Source organism: Amycolatopsis camponoti (genome assembly GCF_902497555.1).
Classification (GTDB): Bacteria; Actinomycetota; Actinomycetes; order Mycobacteriales; family Pseudonocardiaceae; genus Amycolatopsis; species Amycolatopsis camponoti.
Window position 1 is genome coordinate 641,363 of the sequence record NZ_CABVGP010000001.1, and the last position, 15,685, is coordinate 657,047.

Annotated in this window: 11 protein-coding genes; 9 read left to right on the forward strand and 2 right to left on the reverse strand. The window is 72.9% G+C overall.

Features of this window, described 5'->3' with window-relative positions; translation table 11 throughout:
- Nucleotides 1–196: 196 nt before the first annotated feature.
- A complete protein-coding gene (locus tag AA23TX_RS03140) occupies nucleotides 197–484 on the forward strand; it encodes a WhiB family transcriptional regulator (RefSeq protein WP_230862597.1) in 288 nt (95 codons plus the stop codon).
- A gap of 126 nt (nucleotides 485–610) precedes the next feature.
- The gene (locus tag AA23TX_RS03145; RefSeq protein WP_155541082.1) at nucleotides 611–3,907 is read left to right on the forward strand and encodes a glycosyltransferase family 2 protein; all 3,297 of its coding nucleotides are present in this window, start codon (nucleotides 611–613) and stop codon (nucleotides 3,905–3,907) included.
- A 202-nt stretch (nucleotides 3,908–4,109) separates the two neighbouring features.
- Here AA23TX_RS03145 and AA23TX_RS03150 read toward each other — a convergent pair whose 3' ends face one another.
- Complete coding sequence (locus tag AA23TX_RS03150) at nucleotides 4,110–4,574, reverse strand: metallopeptidase family protein (protein ID WP_167379605.1); 465 nt, start codon at nucleotides 4,572–4,574, stop codon at nucleotides 4,110–4,112.
- A gap of 79 nt (nucleotides 4,575–4,653) precedes the next feature.
- Between AA23TX_RS03150 and AA23TX_RS03155 the strand changes: the two genes are divergently transcribed.
- The 5 genes from AA23TX_RS03155 to manA all read left to right on the forward strand — a co-directional run bounded on the left by AA23TX_RS03155 (nucleotide 4,654) and on the right by manA (nucleotide 9,169).
- Complete coding sequence (locus AA23TX_RS03155; RefSeq protein WP_026468546.1) at nucleotides 4,654–5,007, forward strand: DUF3499 domain-containing protein; 354 nt, start codon at nucleotides 4,654–4,656, stop codon at nucleotides 5,005–5,007.
- Nucleotides 5,008–5,087: 80 nt separating this feature from the next.
- Complete coding sequence (locus AA23TX_RS03160) at nucleotides 5,088–6,497, forward strand: phosphomannomutase/phosphoglucomutase (RefSeq protein WP_155541083.1); 1,410 nt, start codon at nucleotides 5,088–5,090, stop codon at nucleotides 6,495–6,497.
- A gap of 88 nt (nucleotides 6,498–6,585) precedes the next feature.
- Nucleotides 6,586–6,807 carry a Trm112 family protein gene (locus tag AA23TX_RS03165; RefSeq protein ID WP_155541084.1) on the forward strand — a complete coding sequence of 74 codons (222 nt, stop codon included), beginning with the start codon at nucleotides 6,586–6,588 and terminating at the stop codon, nucleotides 6,805–6,807.
- Nucleotides 6,791–7,885, forward strand: coding sequence for a hypothetical protein (locus AA23TX_RS03170; RefSeq protein WP_196425169.1), 1,095 nt, complete (start codon nucleotides 6,791–6,793; stop codon nucleotides 7,883–7,885). Before AA23TX_RS03165 ends, AA23TX_RS03170 begins: the two co-directional genes overlap by 17 nt.
- A 54-nt stretch (nucleotides 7,886–7,939) precedes the next feature.
- A complete protein-coding gene (manA, locus tag AA23TX_RS03175) occupies nucleotides 7,940–9,169 on the forward strand; it encodes a mannose-6-phosphate isomerase, class I (RefSeq protein WP_155544226.1) in 1,230 nt (409 codons plus the stop codon).
- 670 nt (nucleotides 9,170–9,839) lie between these two features.
- On the opposite strand, the gene AA23TX_RS03180 is transcribed toward manA, so the two are convergent.
- Nucleotides 9,840–12,746, reverse strand: a complete 2,907-nt coding sequence (locus AA23TX_RS03180) for an AfsR/SARP family transcriptional regulator (RefSeq protein ID WP_155541085.1) — start codon at nucleotides 12,744–12,746, stop codon at nucleotides 9,840–9,842.
- A 147-nt stretch (nucleotides 12,747–12,893) separates the two neighbouring features.
- Between AA23TX_RS03180 and AA23TX_RS03185 the strand changes: the two genes are divergently transcribed.
- Together AA23TX_RS03185 and AA23TX_RS03190 are read left to right on the forward strand one after the other, a co-directional pair.
- Nucleotides 12,894–13,811, forward strand: a complete 918-nt coding sequence (locus AA23TX_RS03185; protein ID WP_155541086.1) for a cation diffusion facilitator family transporter — start codon at nucleotides 12,894–12,896, stop codon at nucleotides 13,809–13,811.
- Nucleotides 13,812–13,897: 86 nt separating this feature from the next.
- On the forward strand, nucleotides 13,898–15,424 hold the full coding sequence (locus tag AA23TX_RS03190) for an amino acid permease (RefSeq protein WP_155541087.1): 1,527 nt from the start codon (nucleotides 13,898–13,900) through the stop codon (nucleotides 15,422–15,424).
- Nucleotides 15,425–15,685: the final 261 nt, after the last annotated feature.

The window sequence follows — 15,685 nt, forward strand, 5'->3', positions numbered from 1 at the left end:
CGCGATCGGGCCCGAACGTCCCCCGAACTCGCTACTCCGCTTGACCTGACCGCACTACACGGGTGTAATCACAGTGATGTCATTCGTCGTCGAGGGGACGGCGAGTGTCGTTTCACCACCGCCAGCCTGGGGAGTGCTAGGGAGCGAGGAGGCGGACGTGCGGTTGGAAGCCGATGGTAAGGAATGGGGGCACGTCATGGGTTGGGGCGAGATCCCGGAGCAGGCTCTGGGAGATCTCACCGAGCTCATCGATGCCACCGAAGAAGAGCAGGACTGGCAGGAACGCGCTTTGTGCGCGCAGACGGACCCGGAGGCGTTCTTCCCCGAGAAGGGCGGCTCCACCCGGGAAGCCAAGCGGATCTGCCTGGGCTGCGAGGTCAAGGACGAGTGCCTTGAGTACGCGCTGGCCAAGGACGAACGCTTCGGCATCTGGGGCGGTCTGTCCGAGCGGGAGCGCCGCAAGCTGAAGAAACGCGCGGTCTAGAGGGGGGAACCGCCGGTGATGCGTGCGTCACCGGCGATTCCGACACTCGGCGTGGGTTCACCATCGGGTGACGGACCGGGGCCGTAGGGTGGCCGCACCGATCCGCCGCTTGATCTGGAGCAGTCGTTGCCCCGCACCGCCGCGCCGCCCGCCCTGCGCACCGCGCCCGTTCTGGCCATTGTGGTCTGTCACAACGGCGAGAACTGGCTGCCGCTGGCGCTTTCTTCGTTGCGCCGCAGCACTGTCCGGCCCCGGCACGTCCTCGCCGTCGACACCGGTTCCACCGACGCGACCGCGCGGCTGCTCGCCGAGGCGGCCGCCGATCCCGGCCCGGATTCCGCGCCCGTGCTCTCCGGCGTCATCACACTGTCGAGTGAAACCGGCTTCGCCGCCGCGGTCGCCGGAGCCGTCGAGCACGCCACCGAGCGCTGGGGCGACCCCGGTGCGTGGCTGTGGCTGCTGCACGACGACTGCGCGCCCGAGCCCGACTGCCTCGACGAACTGCTGCGCGTCGCCACCAAAACGCCGTCGGCGACCGTGCTCGGCTCGCTCGGTCTCGACTGGACCGACCCGCGGCTGATCGTCGAAGCCGGCCTGTCCACCGACGCTTCCGGGCACCGCCAGCAGGTCGCCGCGCTCGGTGACGAGCCCGCCGAGGTGCTCGCCGTGCCGAGCGCCGGCTCGCTCGTGCGCCGCGACGCCTGGGACGAGCTCGGCGGCTTCGACCCCGAATTCCCGTTGCTGCGCGAGGATCTCGACTTCGGCTGGCGCGCGAACGCCGCCGGCGGGCTCGTCCTCTCGGTGCCGACCGCGCGGGTGCGGCACGCGCGCGCCGTCACGACCGGGCAGCGCGCGGCGGACGCCGTCGCCGCCCCGCTCGCGGCCGCGAACCGCGCCCACGGGCTGCGGGTGTTCCTCGTGAACTGCTCGCCGTTTTCCTTCTGGCTGGGGATGATCCGGCTCCCGCTGCTCTCCCTCCTGCGCGCGCTGGCGTTCGTCCTGCTGCGCCGGACCGGCGAGGCGCGGGCCGAGTTCGCCGCCGCGACGTACCTCCTCAGTGGACGCGGCGGATTGCGCGCCGCACGCGCCCGCCGACGGCGGAATCCGCGGCCGGGAACGGTTCGCGGGCTCTTCACCGGACGCGTGACGCGGTTGCGCAACGCCGTCCGCGCCGGCGTCGTCGGGCTGGTCCGCCGCGGCGTCGAGGAAGACCTCGCGCTGGGTCGCGTGCCCGAGACCGTCGAAACCGAGTCGGCGTGGGTGACGCCCGAAGCGCTCGACGCGCGCGAGACGCGTCCCGTCGGGCCGGACGCGTTGCCGGCGGGTGCCCTGCGCGGGCTCAGCTCGCGCGGATCCGGGCTGCGCCGGCCGGGCACGCTCGTCGCCGTCGCGCTGCCGGAAACCGCCGCACCCGAACCGGTCTCGGCCACCGAAGACGCCGAAGACACTGACGCCGATGCCACTGAAACCGCCGTCGAAGAGCCGGAAATCGTCTTCGTCGAGGTGAACCGGCGCCGCGTGCTCGCGGCGACGATCTTCGCGCCGCCGGTGGTGCTGCTCGTCGTGATGACCGCGCTGGGGCTGGTCGTCAACCGTGCCCGGCTCGGCCTCGACCTCTTCGGCGGCAAGCTGCTGCCGGTCGGCGGGCTGGGCGAGCTCTGGTCGTCATACCTGACGCCGTGGCACGCGATCGCCGGCGGCACCGGCGCGCCCGCGTCGGCGACGCTGCCGGTGCTCGGCACGCTCGGCGCGGTGTTCGCGCCGCTCGGCGGCCCGGCCGCGCTGGTGGCGATCCTGTTCCTCGGCGACATCCCGCTGGCCGCCCTGAGCGCGTACGTGGCGACGCGACGGCTGCGCGTGCGCCGCTGGGTCCGCGCGGTCATCGCCGCGACGTACGCGCTGCTGCCCGCCGCGACCGCCGGCGTCGCGCAAGGCCGGCTCGACGTCGTCGTGGTGCACCTGGTGCTGCCGCTGGTGGCCGCGGGCATCGCGGGGCTGCTGGTGCGGGCGGACACGCGCTGGCTGCACGTCTCGGCTCTGTCGGCGATCGGGATGGCGCTGCTCGGCGCGTTCTCGCCGCTGGCGCACGGGCTCGCGCTCGCCGGGCTGCTGATCGGGTTCGTGGTGCTGCCCGCGCCGACCGGGCTGGCGCGGCGGATCGCGTCGGTCGGCATCGTGGTGCTCCTGCCGCTGGCGCTGCTGCTGCCGTGGCCGACGGTCCTGCTGCGGCACCCGGAGCTGCTGGTGCAGGGGCTCGGCGGCGCGGCTTCGGCGGTGTCCGGCACCGACCTGGCCGGGCTCGACCCCGGTGGGCCGGGCGCGTGGCCGATCGGCGTCGCGGTGATCGCGGCGGCCCTGATCGCGATCGTCGTCCGCCCGACGAAGCTCGCGGCGGGCGGGCTCGCGCTGGCCGCGCTGGGGACGGGCGGGCTCGTCCTGGTGCGGCTGGTGACGGCGGTGCCGATGCAGGGTGGATCACCCGCGCACGGCCACACCGGCGTGCCGCTGCTGATCGTCGGCGCGGGGCTGCTGTGGGTCGTGCTCGGCTCGTGGCAGCGCGGCGGTTCGGCCGGGGTGCCCGCGACGTGGCTGCCGAAGGTGTTCGCGGTCGCCGGAGTTGTGGTGTTCCTCGCGCTGGCGGCCGGCGCGGTGGTCGTCGGCGGCCAGGGGCCGCTTCGCGCCGGGGAACGGCCCGCGCTCGCGCCGGAGGTGGCGGCGGAGCTGTCCGCGTCCGGCCGGTCGGTGCTCGACCTCGCGACGGACGCGACCCGCCAGATCGGCGGCCGCCTGCCCCACTACGGCGACGACGAGCTGGCCCCGACGCCCGGCACCCCGGCCCGGCTCGCGTCGTGGCGCCGAGACCTCGGCCAGGGCGACGCGGCGGCGGTCCAGCGCGCGTTCGCCGCGGCGGCAGCGGCGGGGGTGCAGTTCGTGGTGCTGCCGGCGGGCGTCGACCCGCAGGCGTACGTGCCGCTGGCGAAGGACCTGGTGTCGGTGGCCGCCCCGACGTCCGACGGCCGTGGCGTGCTTCGCCTGCTGCCGCCGGCCGGACAGGTGATCTTGATCTCCCCGGAGCAGGCGAAGGCGGCGGTCACGGGCGGCGGCGCGCCCGGGAACGCGCCGGGCGTGGCGCCGGTCCAGGCGGGGCTGCCGGACGTGCGCGTCCGGGTGTCGGACGGGCCGACCGGGCGCCTGCTGGTGCTCGCGGCGGAGCAGGAAGCGGGCTGGAAGGCATCGGTGGGCGGCAAGAGCGTGCCGATCGTGCCGGCGTGGGGACACCAGGTGGCGGTGTCGGTGCCGCCGTCGACGTCCGAGGTGACGATGGAGTTCCCGGGCACGGAACGGAACCTGCTGCTGCTCGCGCAGTTGGCGGCGGTGCTGTTCACGCTGCTGACGGCGGTCCCGGCCCGGCGCCGCCCGTGAGGTGAGGGCCCGGCTTGGGCGGCGCGACTGGCCCTTTCGCGTGGTTGTTGGGGGCGCGAGTGGCCTTTCGCAACGCGAGGAGGGCGCGAGTGGCCCTTTCGCAACGTCTGGAAGGCGCGAGTGGCCCTTTCGCACACCTCGAGCGGCGCGACTGGACCGTTCGTGCGCGTCCCGCCAGCGCCGCCCGCGAACCGCCGCGAAGCTACTCGCCTTCGATGACGTCCGGTTCCACACCCAGGTACCCGGCCACCTGCTCGACCAGCACGTCGTGCACCAGGTCGGCCAGCTCCGACGGATCCTTCGCCCGCGCTTCCAGCGGCCGCCGGTACAGCACGATCCGCGCGCGCGTCGGCATCCCCGTCCGGTCCACGCCCGCCGGGACCAGCCGCGACAACGGCACCGCGCCGTCGTGCAGCACGCCGTCCGACGGCGCACGGCCGTTCTCGCGGACCTCGGGCACGTCGTCGACCGCCACGTCGAGCTTCGTCAGCTCGTGGCGCCAGCGGGCCTCGATCGGTTCCAGCGCGTCGAGCACCAGCGCGTCGAACCTCTCCGCGCGGCTCGCGGCGGCGGGCAGGGTCGCCGGGTACAGCGTCCCGCGCAGGCCCCGGCCGTGCCGGTCCCGTCGCGAGCGCCGCCGCTGTCGGTAGTCACGAGCCGTCGCCACCCCGGAAGTCTATGCGGTCGGCACGTCCCAGCGCGTGTCGCTCCTACTAGCTTGCGGCGACGCGCTATCGTTTCGGATCGTGCGGAGCGTACGGAAGTGTTCGCGTACCGGCTGTCTCGAGCCGGCTGTGGCCACGCTGACGTATGCCTACAGCGACTCGACCGCCGTCGTCGGCCCACTGGCCACCGCTTCCGAGCCGCACTCTTACGACCTCTGCGAAGCCCACGCGCTGCGGCTGACCGTCCCCAAGGGCTGGGAAGTCGTCCGGCACGAAGGCGCCTTCGCCGCGCCGGACCCGTCGGCCGACGAGCTGACGGCGCTGGCCGAGGCCGTGCGCGAGGCCGGCCGCCCTGGCAAACCGGCCCCCGCGCCCGAGCCGGAAGGCCCCTCCGGGCGCCGCGGGCACCTGCGTGTCCTCCCCGGTCGCGCCTGAACGCGTAACCCACCACCACCGCCGGTAGGCTTTCCGCGCGGCGCAGCGGGCGCCGGGACGACTATTCGCGGGGAGACGGCGTGCCAGACCTTTCGGGCATCGTGAAGGCCTACGACATTCGCGGCGTGGTCGGCGAGCAGCTCGACGCGGCGCTCGTCCGCGACTTCGGCGCCGCGTTCGCCCTGCTCATCAAGCCGGAAGCGCCGGCCGTGGTGATCGGGCACGACATGCGCGACTCGTCGCCGGGCCTGGCGTCGGCCTTCGCCGAGGGCGTCACCTCGCAGGGTCTGGACGTCGTGAGCATCGGGCTGGCCAGCACCGACCAGCTCTACTTCGCCTCGGGTTCGCTGAACCTGCCGGGCGCGATGTTCACCGCGAGCCACAACCCGGCCAAGTACAACGGCATCAAGATGTGCCGCGCCGGCGCGTCCCCGGTCGGCCAGGACACCGGGCTCGCCGAGATCCGCGACACCGTCGAGCAGGGCGTGCCCGAGTTCGAGGGCCAGCGCGGCACCGTGTCGGAGCGGGACGTCCTCGCCGACTACGCCGCTTACCTGCGCAACCTCGTCGACCTGTCGGGCAACCGGCCGCTGAAGATCGTCGTCGACGCCGGCAACGGCATGGGCGGCCACACCGTCCCCACGGTCTTCGGGATGGGCTCTGCGGCGCGCAGCGCCTCCGCTGAGGGTGGTGGCGGGGGCATGGATGGACTCCCGATCGACGTCGTCCCGATGTACTTCGAGCTCGACGGCAGCTTCCCGAACCACGAGGCCAACCCGCTGGACCCGGCGAACATCGTCGACCTGCAGGCGAAGGTGCGCGAGGTCGGCGCGGACGCCGGTGTGGCCTTCGACGGCGACGCCGACCGCTGCTTCATCGTCGACGAGCGCGGCGAGCCGGTTTCGCCGAGCGCGATCACGGCCCTGGTCGCCGTCCGCGAGCTGGCCAAGGACCCGGGCGGCACGATCATCCACAACCTGATCACGTCCAAGGGCGTGCCGGAGATCGTCGCCGAGCACGGCGGCAAGCCGGTCCGCACGCGCGTCGGGCACTCGTTCATCAAGGCCGAGATGGCCCGCACCGGCGCGATCTTCGGCGGCGAGCACTCCGCGCACTACTACTTCCGCGACTTCTGGCGCGCCGACACCGGCATGCTGGCGGCGCTGCACGTCCTCGCCGCGCTCGGCGAGCAGAACGGCCCGCTGTCCGACCTGACCAGCGCGTACTCGCGCTACGCGGCTTCCGGCGAGATCAACTCGACCGTCGACGACCAGGTCGCGAAGATGATGGCCGTCAAGGACTCCTTCGGCACCCGCCCCGGCGTCGAGCTCGACGAGCTGGACGGCCTGACCGTGCAGCTGCCGGGCGGCGCCTGGTTCAACCTGCGCCCGTCGAACACCGAACCGCTGCTCCGCCTGAACGTCGAGGCCGCGAACGCCGAGGCCGTGCAGGGGCTGGTGGACGAAGTACTCGCGATCATCCGCAGCTGACCCGTCCACGGTGAAGGGCGGGCCTCCGGGCCCAACTGTGTCCCGAAGGTGCCCTTCACCACACCTCATCGCGTGGTATGGAGGAACCATGGCCATCACGCTCGACGCCCAGCTCCTCGAGATCCTGGCGTGCCCGTCGCCCGATCACGCCCCGTTGCGCCCCGGGGCGCCGGACGACCCCGAGGCCGACGCACTGACGTGCACGGAGTGCGGCCGGGTATATCCGGTCCGTGACGGGATCCCGGTCCTGCTCCTGGACGAAGCCCGGACTCCCGGCGACAGCGGAAAATCCGATGCCGACAGTGCTTGACGACTCGCTGCTGGACGACCCCGCGCGGCTGGCCGAGGCCGACAGCGCGGGGCTGCTCCGGGCGGCCGCGATGGCCGGCGCCCAGGTGCGCGCGACCGCCGAGATGGCCGCCGAGATGGGGCTGGCCGACCGGCTCGACGTGGGGCGCCCGCGCGCCCTCGTGCTGATCGACCGGCCGGGCGTGAGCCGGACGCTCACCAGGCTGCTCGCGGCACTGCTGACGCCGTCGTGCCCGGTCCCGGTCGTCGTCGCCGAGGTGGTGCCGAGCTGGATCGGCCCGCTCGACGTCGTCTTCGCCCACACCGACGACCCCGGCGACCGCGAGCTCGCCGCGTCGTTGGAGCGCGCCGCGCGCTTCGGTGCCTCGGTCGTGCTCTCCGCGCCGGCCGAAGGTCCGGTCGCGGCCGCCGTGGCGGGCAAGGGCGTGCTGCTGGCGCCGCGCATCCCGGTGCCGCCGGAGCTGGCCTTCCCGCGCGGCCTGGCCGCCGGGCTGCTCACCGCGAACGCGCTGGGCCTGCTGGTCTCCGACGTCCAGGCGTTGGCCGACCAGCTCGACGTGGAAGCCGAGAAGGACTACCTGGCCCGCGAGTCGTTCGCGAACCCGGCCAAGGCGCTCGCGCTGCGCGTCGCCGACCGCGTGCCCCTGCTGTGGGGTCTCGACCCGGTCGCGGTGGCCGTCGGCGAACACGCTGCGCACGCGTTTGCCGCCCACGCTGCTACCGTCTGTGACGTCGAGGATTATCGTCAGGCATTGGCGCGTCCCGCATTGCGGCGCGCCGCACTGGCGAGTGGCGCGGCGCGTGACATCTTCGCCGATCCGGACGATTCATCAGGTGACATCCCGACTCGGGTGCTGCTCCTCTCGGTGCGAACCGGTCCGGCCACGGACGCGGCGCGCTACCAGGCCGAGGATCTGCTGCCCGGAACGGAGGTCATCGCACCGGCCGAGGAGATCGAGGCCGACGAAATCGTGCGGGCCGCGGTGCTGGCGCTGCGGTTCGAACTGGCGGCGGTCTATCTCGGGCTGGCGGCGGGCAGCATCGGCGGCGCGGGTCGCTTCGCGCCCGCGAGGGCGTGAGACCCGCCGAGCACCGGCCCCGGCCGGCGCCGAAGGAGTGGAGTTGAGGTGACAGTGGAGCTGCTGCGCAACGCGGTGCGGCCCTACGCCTGGGGATCGCGGACGGCGATCCCCGAGCTGCTGGGCCGTCCGGTACCCGCGCCGCACCCCGAGGCCGAGCTGTGGATGGGTGCCCACCCGGGCGACCCGTCGCACGTCATCGGCCCCGACGGGACCGAGCGGAGCCTGCTGGAGCTGGTCGAAGCCGACCCGCTGGGCCAGCTGGGCGAGCGCTGCGCGAAGCGGTGGGGTGGGCGGCTGCCGTTCCTGCTGAAGATCCTCGCCGCGGAGGAGCCGCTGTCGATGCAGGCGCACCCGTCGGCGGCCCAGGCCGCGGAGGGGCACGCTCGCGAGGAGCTGCTGGGCATCCCGCGGGACGCGTCGAACCGCAACTACCCGGACCCGACGGCGAAACCGGAGCTCGTCTGCGCGCTGACGGAGTTCCACGCGCTGGCCGGGTTCCGCGAGCCGGACCGCACGGTGAAGCTGCTGAAGGCGATCGAGACGCCGGGGCTGGCGAAGTACACCGGGCTGATCGAGGCGCAGCCGGACCCGTCGGGGCTGCGGGCGCTGTTCACGACGTGGATCACGCTGCCGCAGCGGTCGCTGGACTCGCTGCTGCCGGAGGTGCTGGACGCCTGCGTCCGGCACGTCAAGGAGCACGGCGAGTTCGCCGTCGAGTGCCGGACGATCCTCGAGCTCGGCGAGGCGCACCCGCGCGACGCGGGCGTGCTGGCGGCGTTGCTGCTGAACCGGCTGACGCTGCGCGCGGGCGAGGCGATCTACCTGCCGGCCGGCAACCTGCACCTGTACCTGCACGGCACGGCCGTGGAGATCCTGGCGAACTCGGACAACATCCTGCGGTGCGGCCTGACGCCGAAGCACGTGGACGTCCCGGAGCTGCTGCGCGTGGTCGACTTCGCGTGCGGCGAGATGCCGGTCCAGTGCGGCGACGGCGGCGACCGTCTTTCGGTGTACCGGACGGACGCGCCGGAGTTCGAGCTGTCGCGCGTCGAGTGGGCGCCGGGCCAGGACGACGAGATCTCGGTCGACAGCGTCGGCCCCCAGATCCTGCTGTGCACGGCGGGCGACCTGCTGGTGACGGCGGACGACGGCGAGAAGGTCGAGCTGCGCCGCGGTCAGTCGGTGTGGCTGCCGGCGGCGGACCCACCGGTGCGGGTACGCGCACTGGACGGCGCACGAGCCCAGCTGTTCCGCGCGACCGCGGGCACCTGCGAGGACTGACGTTTGTGCGAAGGCCACCACCGGACCTCCGGTGGTGGCCTTCGTCGTTCCCGGGGCGGACGTTTCCGTGTGCGTTCCGTGTGGCGGCTTCGGCCACGATCGACCCAGAGGGATGACCCTGGTGCGGTGCTGCGCGTCACCGGCCCGCTGGGGGTGGCGCCGGTCGGACAACGCCCGGCGCCCGTGGGCTGGGGTGGTGCCGCGAGGGGGCGGCACCACCTCGTGTTCGGGTGGTCCGGGTGTTCCGGTGAGGGGTGCTGGGAGGGGTGGCTCGCCGGCCGGTCGGGGAGGACCGGGCCGGCGGGCAACGCCCAAGGCCGGCCTCGGCGGGGATCGGGGGCAGGGTTCGCGTGATGGGAGTGGGCCTGGCGGGGTCTCGCGTGGTTGCGGTCGGATCTTGTGTGATCCGGCGCGGGTTTCCCTGGCCGGGGCGGGATCTCGCATGATCGGGCGCGGGTCTCGTGTGACTGGCGGGGCATCTCGCGTGATTGGCGGGGCATCTCGCGTGATTGGCGGGGCATCTCGCGTGATTGGCGGGGCATCTCGCGTGATTGGCGAGGCATCTCGCGTGATTGGCGAGGCATCTCGCGTGATTCGAGGGGCATCACGCGAGATCGGCGGGACTACACGGGAGCAGCGAAAGCAAGCGGGAGCAAGCGGGAGTGGTGGGTCAGGCTGGTTCTGTCAGGAGCAGCAGGGCTCGGCGCAGGGCTGCCGCGCTCGCGTCGCGCGGATCCGACAGCACCGCTGCTTCGGCGGCCGCCGAAGCGGCTTCGGCCGGCGAGCCCGCTGCCTCGTACGCCCGGCTCAGCACCAGCCACGTCAAGCACGTCGCGGACCTGCCGCCCATCTCGCTGAACTCGTCCAGGCACGCCCGGAGCACCGGGATCGCCCGCGCCGCGCGGCCTTCGCCGATCCAGCTCGCCGCCAGTGCACGCGTGCACGACAGCTCCCGCGGGCGCTCGTCCAGATCCCGGGCGAGGGCGCGGGCCTCCTCGAACGCCGCCGTCGCACCGCGACGCGCACCCGTCGCCGCCGAGATCGCGCCCAGCGTGCGCAACGACTTCGCCAGCGCCGAGCGGGCCATCGTCCCGCGCAGCAGCTCCACCGACTCCGCGATCGCCGACCGCGCCCGCTCGCCGTCGCCCGTCAGCAGGGACGACCACGCGAACCCGTGCAGCGCCGTGCCGATCCGGCGCGGGTCCCCCGTGGCCCGGGCCGACGCCAGCGCCGCCCGGTCGACCTCCCGCGCCTCCGGCACGCGGCCCAGGCGCAGCAACGCCGCCGACTCCGCCTCCCTGACCACTTGGTCGTCCAAAGTAGACAGACTGCGGGCGGTCTGCAGTGCCTCTTCGGCGCGGCCCAGCCCGATCAGGCAGCGCGCCAGGTTCGCCGAAACCCACGCGTGCGTGCGGTGGTCGCCGTGGGCTTCCAGCTCCTTCGCGCATTCGCGGTACGCGGCCGCCGCCTCCTCGTACTGGCCGCGTGCGTGCCGCAGCAGCGCCAGGTTCGCCTCGGCGATCGCCGCCGACGGGCGGTCGTCCGTCGCCGCCAAGACCGTTTCGTACGCCGCGCGCATGTCGGCGTAGTGGCCGTGCAGGTACAGGTACACGCTCAGCTTGTCCAGCAGCAGCAACGCTTCCCGCGCCCCCAGCGACCCGATGAGCCGCACCAGGTTCGCGCGCTCGGCGGCGAACCACTCCTCCGGACGCTCCAGCAGCCGCTCGACCAGTGAACTCGGCAACGGCTGCGGGAACGGCGAGTGGGCCATCGCCGGCATCGGCACCGTGCGCGGCAGGCGGGCCGCGGCCGCGTCGGCCAGCGCGAGGGTTGCCGCCAGCACCGTCGCCGGGCCGCTGCCCGGCTCCGGCGGTCCCTCCGCCGCGTACAGCCGGACGAGGTCGTGCATCCGGTACCGGCCCTCGCCGGTCGCGTCCGGCTCGCGCGCCTCCAGCAGGCTCGCCTCGACGAGCTCTTCGACGGCCTCGTCGGCGTCCTCGCCGATGAGCGTCGTGACCGCCCACGCCGGCAGGTCGACGAGCCGGCACCGCCCGAGCAGGCGGAACGCGCGCCGCGCCGGGGGTCTCAGCCCTTCGTGGCTCAGCGCGATGCTGCTCCGGACGGCCAGATCGCTCACGGTCAGCTCGTCGAGGCGGCGGACCTCGTCCTCCAGCCGGTCGGCCAGCTCGCCGAGCCGCAGGTGCGGGCGGATCGCCAGCCGGCTGCCCGCGATCCGCAGGGCCAGCGGCAGCCGCGCGCACGCCGCGATGATCCGGCCGGCGTCCGCGCCCTCCCGGGCCACGCGTGCCCCGGCGAGCCGGTTCAGCAGCTCGGTGGCTTCGGCGCCGGACAGCGGACCGAGCGGCAGCCGGTGCGCGCCCGCCAGCCCGCTCAGGCGCTGCCGGCTCGTCACGAGCACCGCGCACCCCGGCGTACCCGGCAGCAGGGCGCGGACGTCCTCGGGGTCGCCGGCGTCGTCGAGCACCACCAGTACCCGCCGGTCGGTCAGCCGGCCGCGGAACACCGCCGCGCGGGCGCCGACGTCGTCCGGCACCGCCGGGCCGGGCACGCCGAGCGCGCGCAGCAGGTCGGCCAGCACCTCGCCGACGGGCCGCCCCAGCGGCACGTACAGCTGGCCGTCCGGGAAACGCGCCCGCAGCCGGTGCGCGGCGCGCACGGCCAGGGTGCTCTTGCCCGCGCCCGGTTCGCCGCTGACCACGGCGACCGGGACGCCGGCGCCGCTGCCCAGCGCGGCGGTCAGCTCGGCGAGCTCGGCGCCGCGGCCGGTGAAGTCCGCGATGTCCGGGGGCAGCTGGCACACCGGCCAGACCGGTGGCGGCATGCGCGGCACCGGGTCCTCGCCGCGCAGGACGGCGGCGTGCACGCGGCGCACCTCGGCACCCGGTTCGACGCCGAGCTCCTCGACCAGCGTGGTCCGCAGCCGCCGGTAGATCTCCAGGGAGTCGCCTTGGCGCCCGGCCCGGTGCAGCGCGATCATCAGCTGCGCGGCCAGCCGTTCCCGCAGTGGGTGCTCGGTGATCATGGCCTGCAGCTCGCCGGTCAGCTCCCCGTGGCGGCCGGCGGTGAGCTCGGCGTCCACGCAGTCCTCGAACACGGCGAGCCGCTCGGACTCCAGGCGTGCGACGTCGGCGTCGAGCCGCGGGACGTGCAGCCCGGCCAGCACCGGCCCCCGCCACTGCGCGAGCGCGCGCCGGTAGTGCCCGGACGCGGCGAGGGCGTCCCCGGCCCGCTGCCCGTCGGCGACGGCCGACCGGAAGACGAGCAGGTCGAGCTCGCCGGGCTCGACGCTCAGCCGGTAGCCGAGCGGACCGTGCTCGACGCGCAGGCCGTCGATCCGCTCGCGCAGCCGCGAGAGGTAGGTGTGCAGGTTCGAGGCGTAGGACTTCGGCGGCCGCTCCGGCCACAGCGCTTCGACCAGCACATCGACGTGGACGTGCTGGTTGGCGTTGAGCAGCAACACGGCCAGCAGGGTGCGCTGCCGGTCGCCGCGCAGCGCGACCCAGCGCCCGGGCGGCCCCTCGACGGCGAGTGGCCCGAGCACGCCGAAGTGAGCCATGTCCACCTTCCCCAGTGCCGGAACGGCCACCGTAGCGAAGGGGTCCGACAGAAAGCGGCAGTCCCGTTAGCCCGGGCGGGGACCGTCGCGGGCACGCGCCCCTATTAGGCTCCACCCGGACATTCAGGACCAACCAGGGGAGCGGTCGTGTCAGCTGGAGGCGGAACCAAGGCGATCATCGCCGCGCTCGGGGCGAACGCCGGGATCGCGGCCGCGAAGTTCGTCGGCTTCCTCGTCACCGGGTCGTCGTCGATGCTCGCGGAGTCCGTGCACTCGCTGGCCGACACCACGAACCAGGGCCTGCTGCTGCTCGGCCAGAAGACGTCGAAGCGGGCGGCCGACAAGGAGCACCCCTTCGGCTACGGCCGCGACCGGTACTTCTACTCCTTCATCGTCGCGCTGATGCTCTTCACCCTCGGGTCCGCCTTCGCGATCTACGAGGGCATCCACAAGATCGGCCACCCGGAGCCGCTCGAATCGCCCATCGTCGCCGTGGTCATCCTCCTCGTCGCGGTCGGCCTCGAGGGTTACAGCTTCTACACCGCCATCGGCGAGTCGAAGAAGATCAAGGGCGACGCGAGCTGGTGGGGCTTCATCCGCCAGGCCAAGGAGCCCGAGCTCCCCGTCGTCCTCCTGGAGGACGCGGGCGCGCTGATCGGCCTGGTCCTCGCGCTGCTCGGCGTCGGGTTGTCCGTCATCACCGGCAACCCCGTCTGGGACGGCGTCGGCACCCTCGCGATCGGCGCGCTGCTCGGGGTCATCGCGATCATCCTGATCGTCGAGATGAAGAGCCTGCTCATCGGCGAAGGCGCCAACGAGCCCGTGCTCGCGACGATCGTCGACGAGCTCGCCGCGGGCAAGGTCGAGCGGGTCATCCACATCCGCACCCAGTACATGGGGCCGGACGAGCTGCTCGTCGCGGCGAAGCTGGCGATGGTGCCGGGTCTCGACACCGCCGAGCTGGCCGCGGCCATCGACGACGCCGAGGCCCGCGTGCGCGCGAAGGTGCCCGTCGCGAAGCTGATCTACCTCGAACCGGACCTCGACCGCAGTCTCGCGAACTAGGCCTGCTCGCTCGGCGAGCCGTCACGCGTCTGACCCGATAGGGTGACGTACCGCGATACACGCAGGCCAGCCGCAGGAGGTCAACGGTGCCCGGAACGGGATTGTGGCGCACTAAATCCATCGAACAGTCCATTTCGGACACAGACGAGCCGGATACCAAGCTCCGGCGGAACCTGAGCGCGTGGGACCTCACGGTGTTCGGGGTCGCGGTCGTCATCGGTGCCGGCATCTTCACGCTCACGGCGCGGACGGCCGGTGACTACGCCGGCCCGTCGGTCTCGCTGGCGTTCGTCTTCGCCGCGATCGCCTGCGCGCTGGCGGCGCTGTGCTACGCCGAGTTCGCCTCGACCGTGCCGGTCGCGGGCAGCGCGTACACGTTCTCCTACGCCACGTTCGGTGAGTTCATGGCGTGGATCATCGGCTGGGACCTGATCCTCGAGCTCGCCGTCGGCGCGGCCGCAGTGTCGAAGGGCTGGTCGGTCTACCTCGAGACGGTGCTCGGCTACCTGTTCGGCAAGGGCGCCAAGACGACGTTCGACATCGGCAGCGTGACCGTCGACTGGGGTGCGCTGGTCGTCGTCGCGATCCTGACGCTCCTGCTGGCCGTCGGCACGAAGCTGTCTTCGCGGGTCTCGATGGTGATCACCGGCATCAAGGTCGCCGTCGTGCTGTTCGTGATCATCCTGGGCATCTTCTACATCAAGGGCTCGAACTACACGCCGTACATCCCGCCGGGCGAGACCGGCGGCGCGGGCCAGACCGGCGTCGACCAGTCGCTGTTCTCCCTGATCGCGGGCGGTGCGAGCAGCTCGTTCGGCGTCTTCGGCCTGCTGGCCGGTGCCTCGCTGGTGTTCTTCGCGTTCATCGGCTTCGACATCGTCGCGACCACCGCCGAGGAGACGAAGAACCCGCAGAAGGCCGTCCCGCGCGGGATCATGGGCTCGCTGGCGATCGTCACCGTGCTGTACGTCGCGGTCTCGCTGGTGGTCGTCGGTATGACGTCGTACAAGGACCTCGCGACTTCGGCGGGCGACGGCAGCCACAAGACCCTCGCCACGGCGTTCTCCGCGAACGGCGTCGACTGGGCGGCAAACATCATCTCCTTCGGCGCGCTGGCCGGCCTGACCACCGTCGTCATGGTGCTGATGCTCGGCCAGGTCCGGATCATCTACGCGATGTCGCGCGACGGCCTCATGCCGCGTGGCCTGGCGAAGACCGGTGAGCACGGCACGCCGAAGCGCGCGACGCTGATCGTCGGCGGCCTGGTCGCGCTCGCGGCCGGCTTCTTCCCGGCGGACAAGCTCGAAGAGATGGTCAACGTCGGCACGCTGTTCGCGTTCGTGCTGGTGTCCGCGGGCGTGCTGATCCTGCGCCGGACGCGGCCCGACCTGCCCCGCGCGTTCAAGGTGCCGCTGGTGCCGCTGATCCCGATCCTGGCGATCCTCGCGTGCCTGTGGCTGATGCTGAACCTGACGGTGCTGACCTGGCTGCGGTTCGTCGCCTGGATGATCGTGGGCGTGCTGATCTACTTCGGCTACAGCCGGCGGCACTCGCTGCTCGGCAAGCGGCAGGCCGACGGTCTCGACGAGCCCGTCAAGGCTCCGGAGGCCTAGCGTCACCCACTCGTTCGTGAAGCCCCGCCGATCCGCGTTCGCGCAGGTCGGCGGGGCTTTTTCGCGCGACTTCACATCGGACGATCTTGCTGTTCGTACCTAAAAGGGGACCCGGTGTAGCCGGTCGAGTGACGTGCGATACCTTTCGATCCTTCGTGTGCCACTGACGGGTGAATTACAGCAGCGTGATTCACACGCTCGGTGGTTTCGCGACCCCAGATTTCTCAAGTGCTCACTCCCCGCCGGTATCAGGAGTTCTGA

Bases quoted from the DNA above. Each gene is read 5' to 3' on its own strand.
- AA23TX_RS03140 (WP_230862597.1), top strand. From the start codon at position 197: ATGGGTTGGGGCGAGATCCCGGAGCAGGCTCTGGGAGATCTCACCGAG.
- AA23TX_RS03180 (WP_155541085.1), bottom strand. From the start codon at position 12,746: ATGGCTCACTTCGGCGTGCTCGGGCCACTCGCCGTCGAGGGGCCGCCC.
- AA23TX_RS03170 (WP_196425169.1), top strand. From the start codon at position 6,791: ATGCCGACAGTGCTTGACGACTCGCTGCTGGACGACCCCGCGCGGCTG.
- AA23TX_RS03165 (WP_155541084.1), top strand. From the start codon at position 6,586: ATGGCCATCACGCTCGACGCCCAGCTCCTCGAGATCCTGGCGTGCCCG.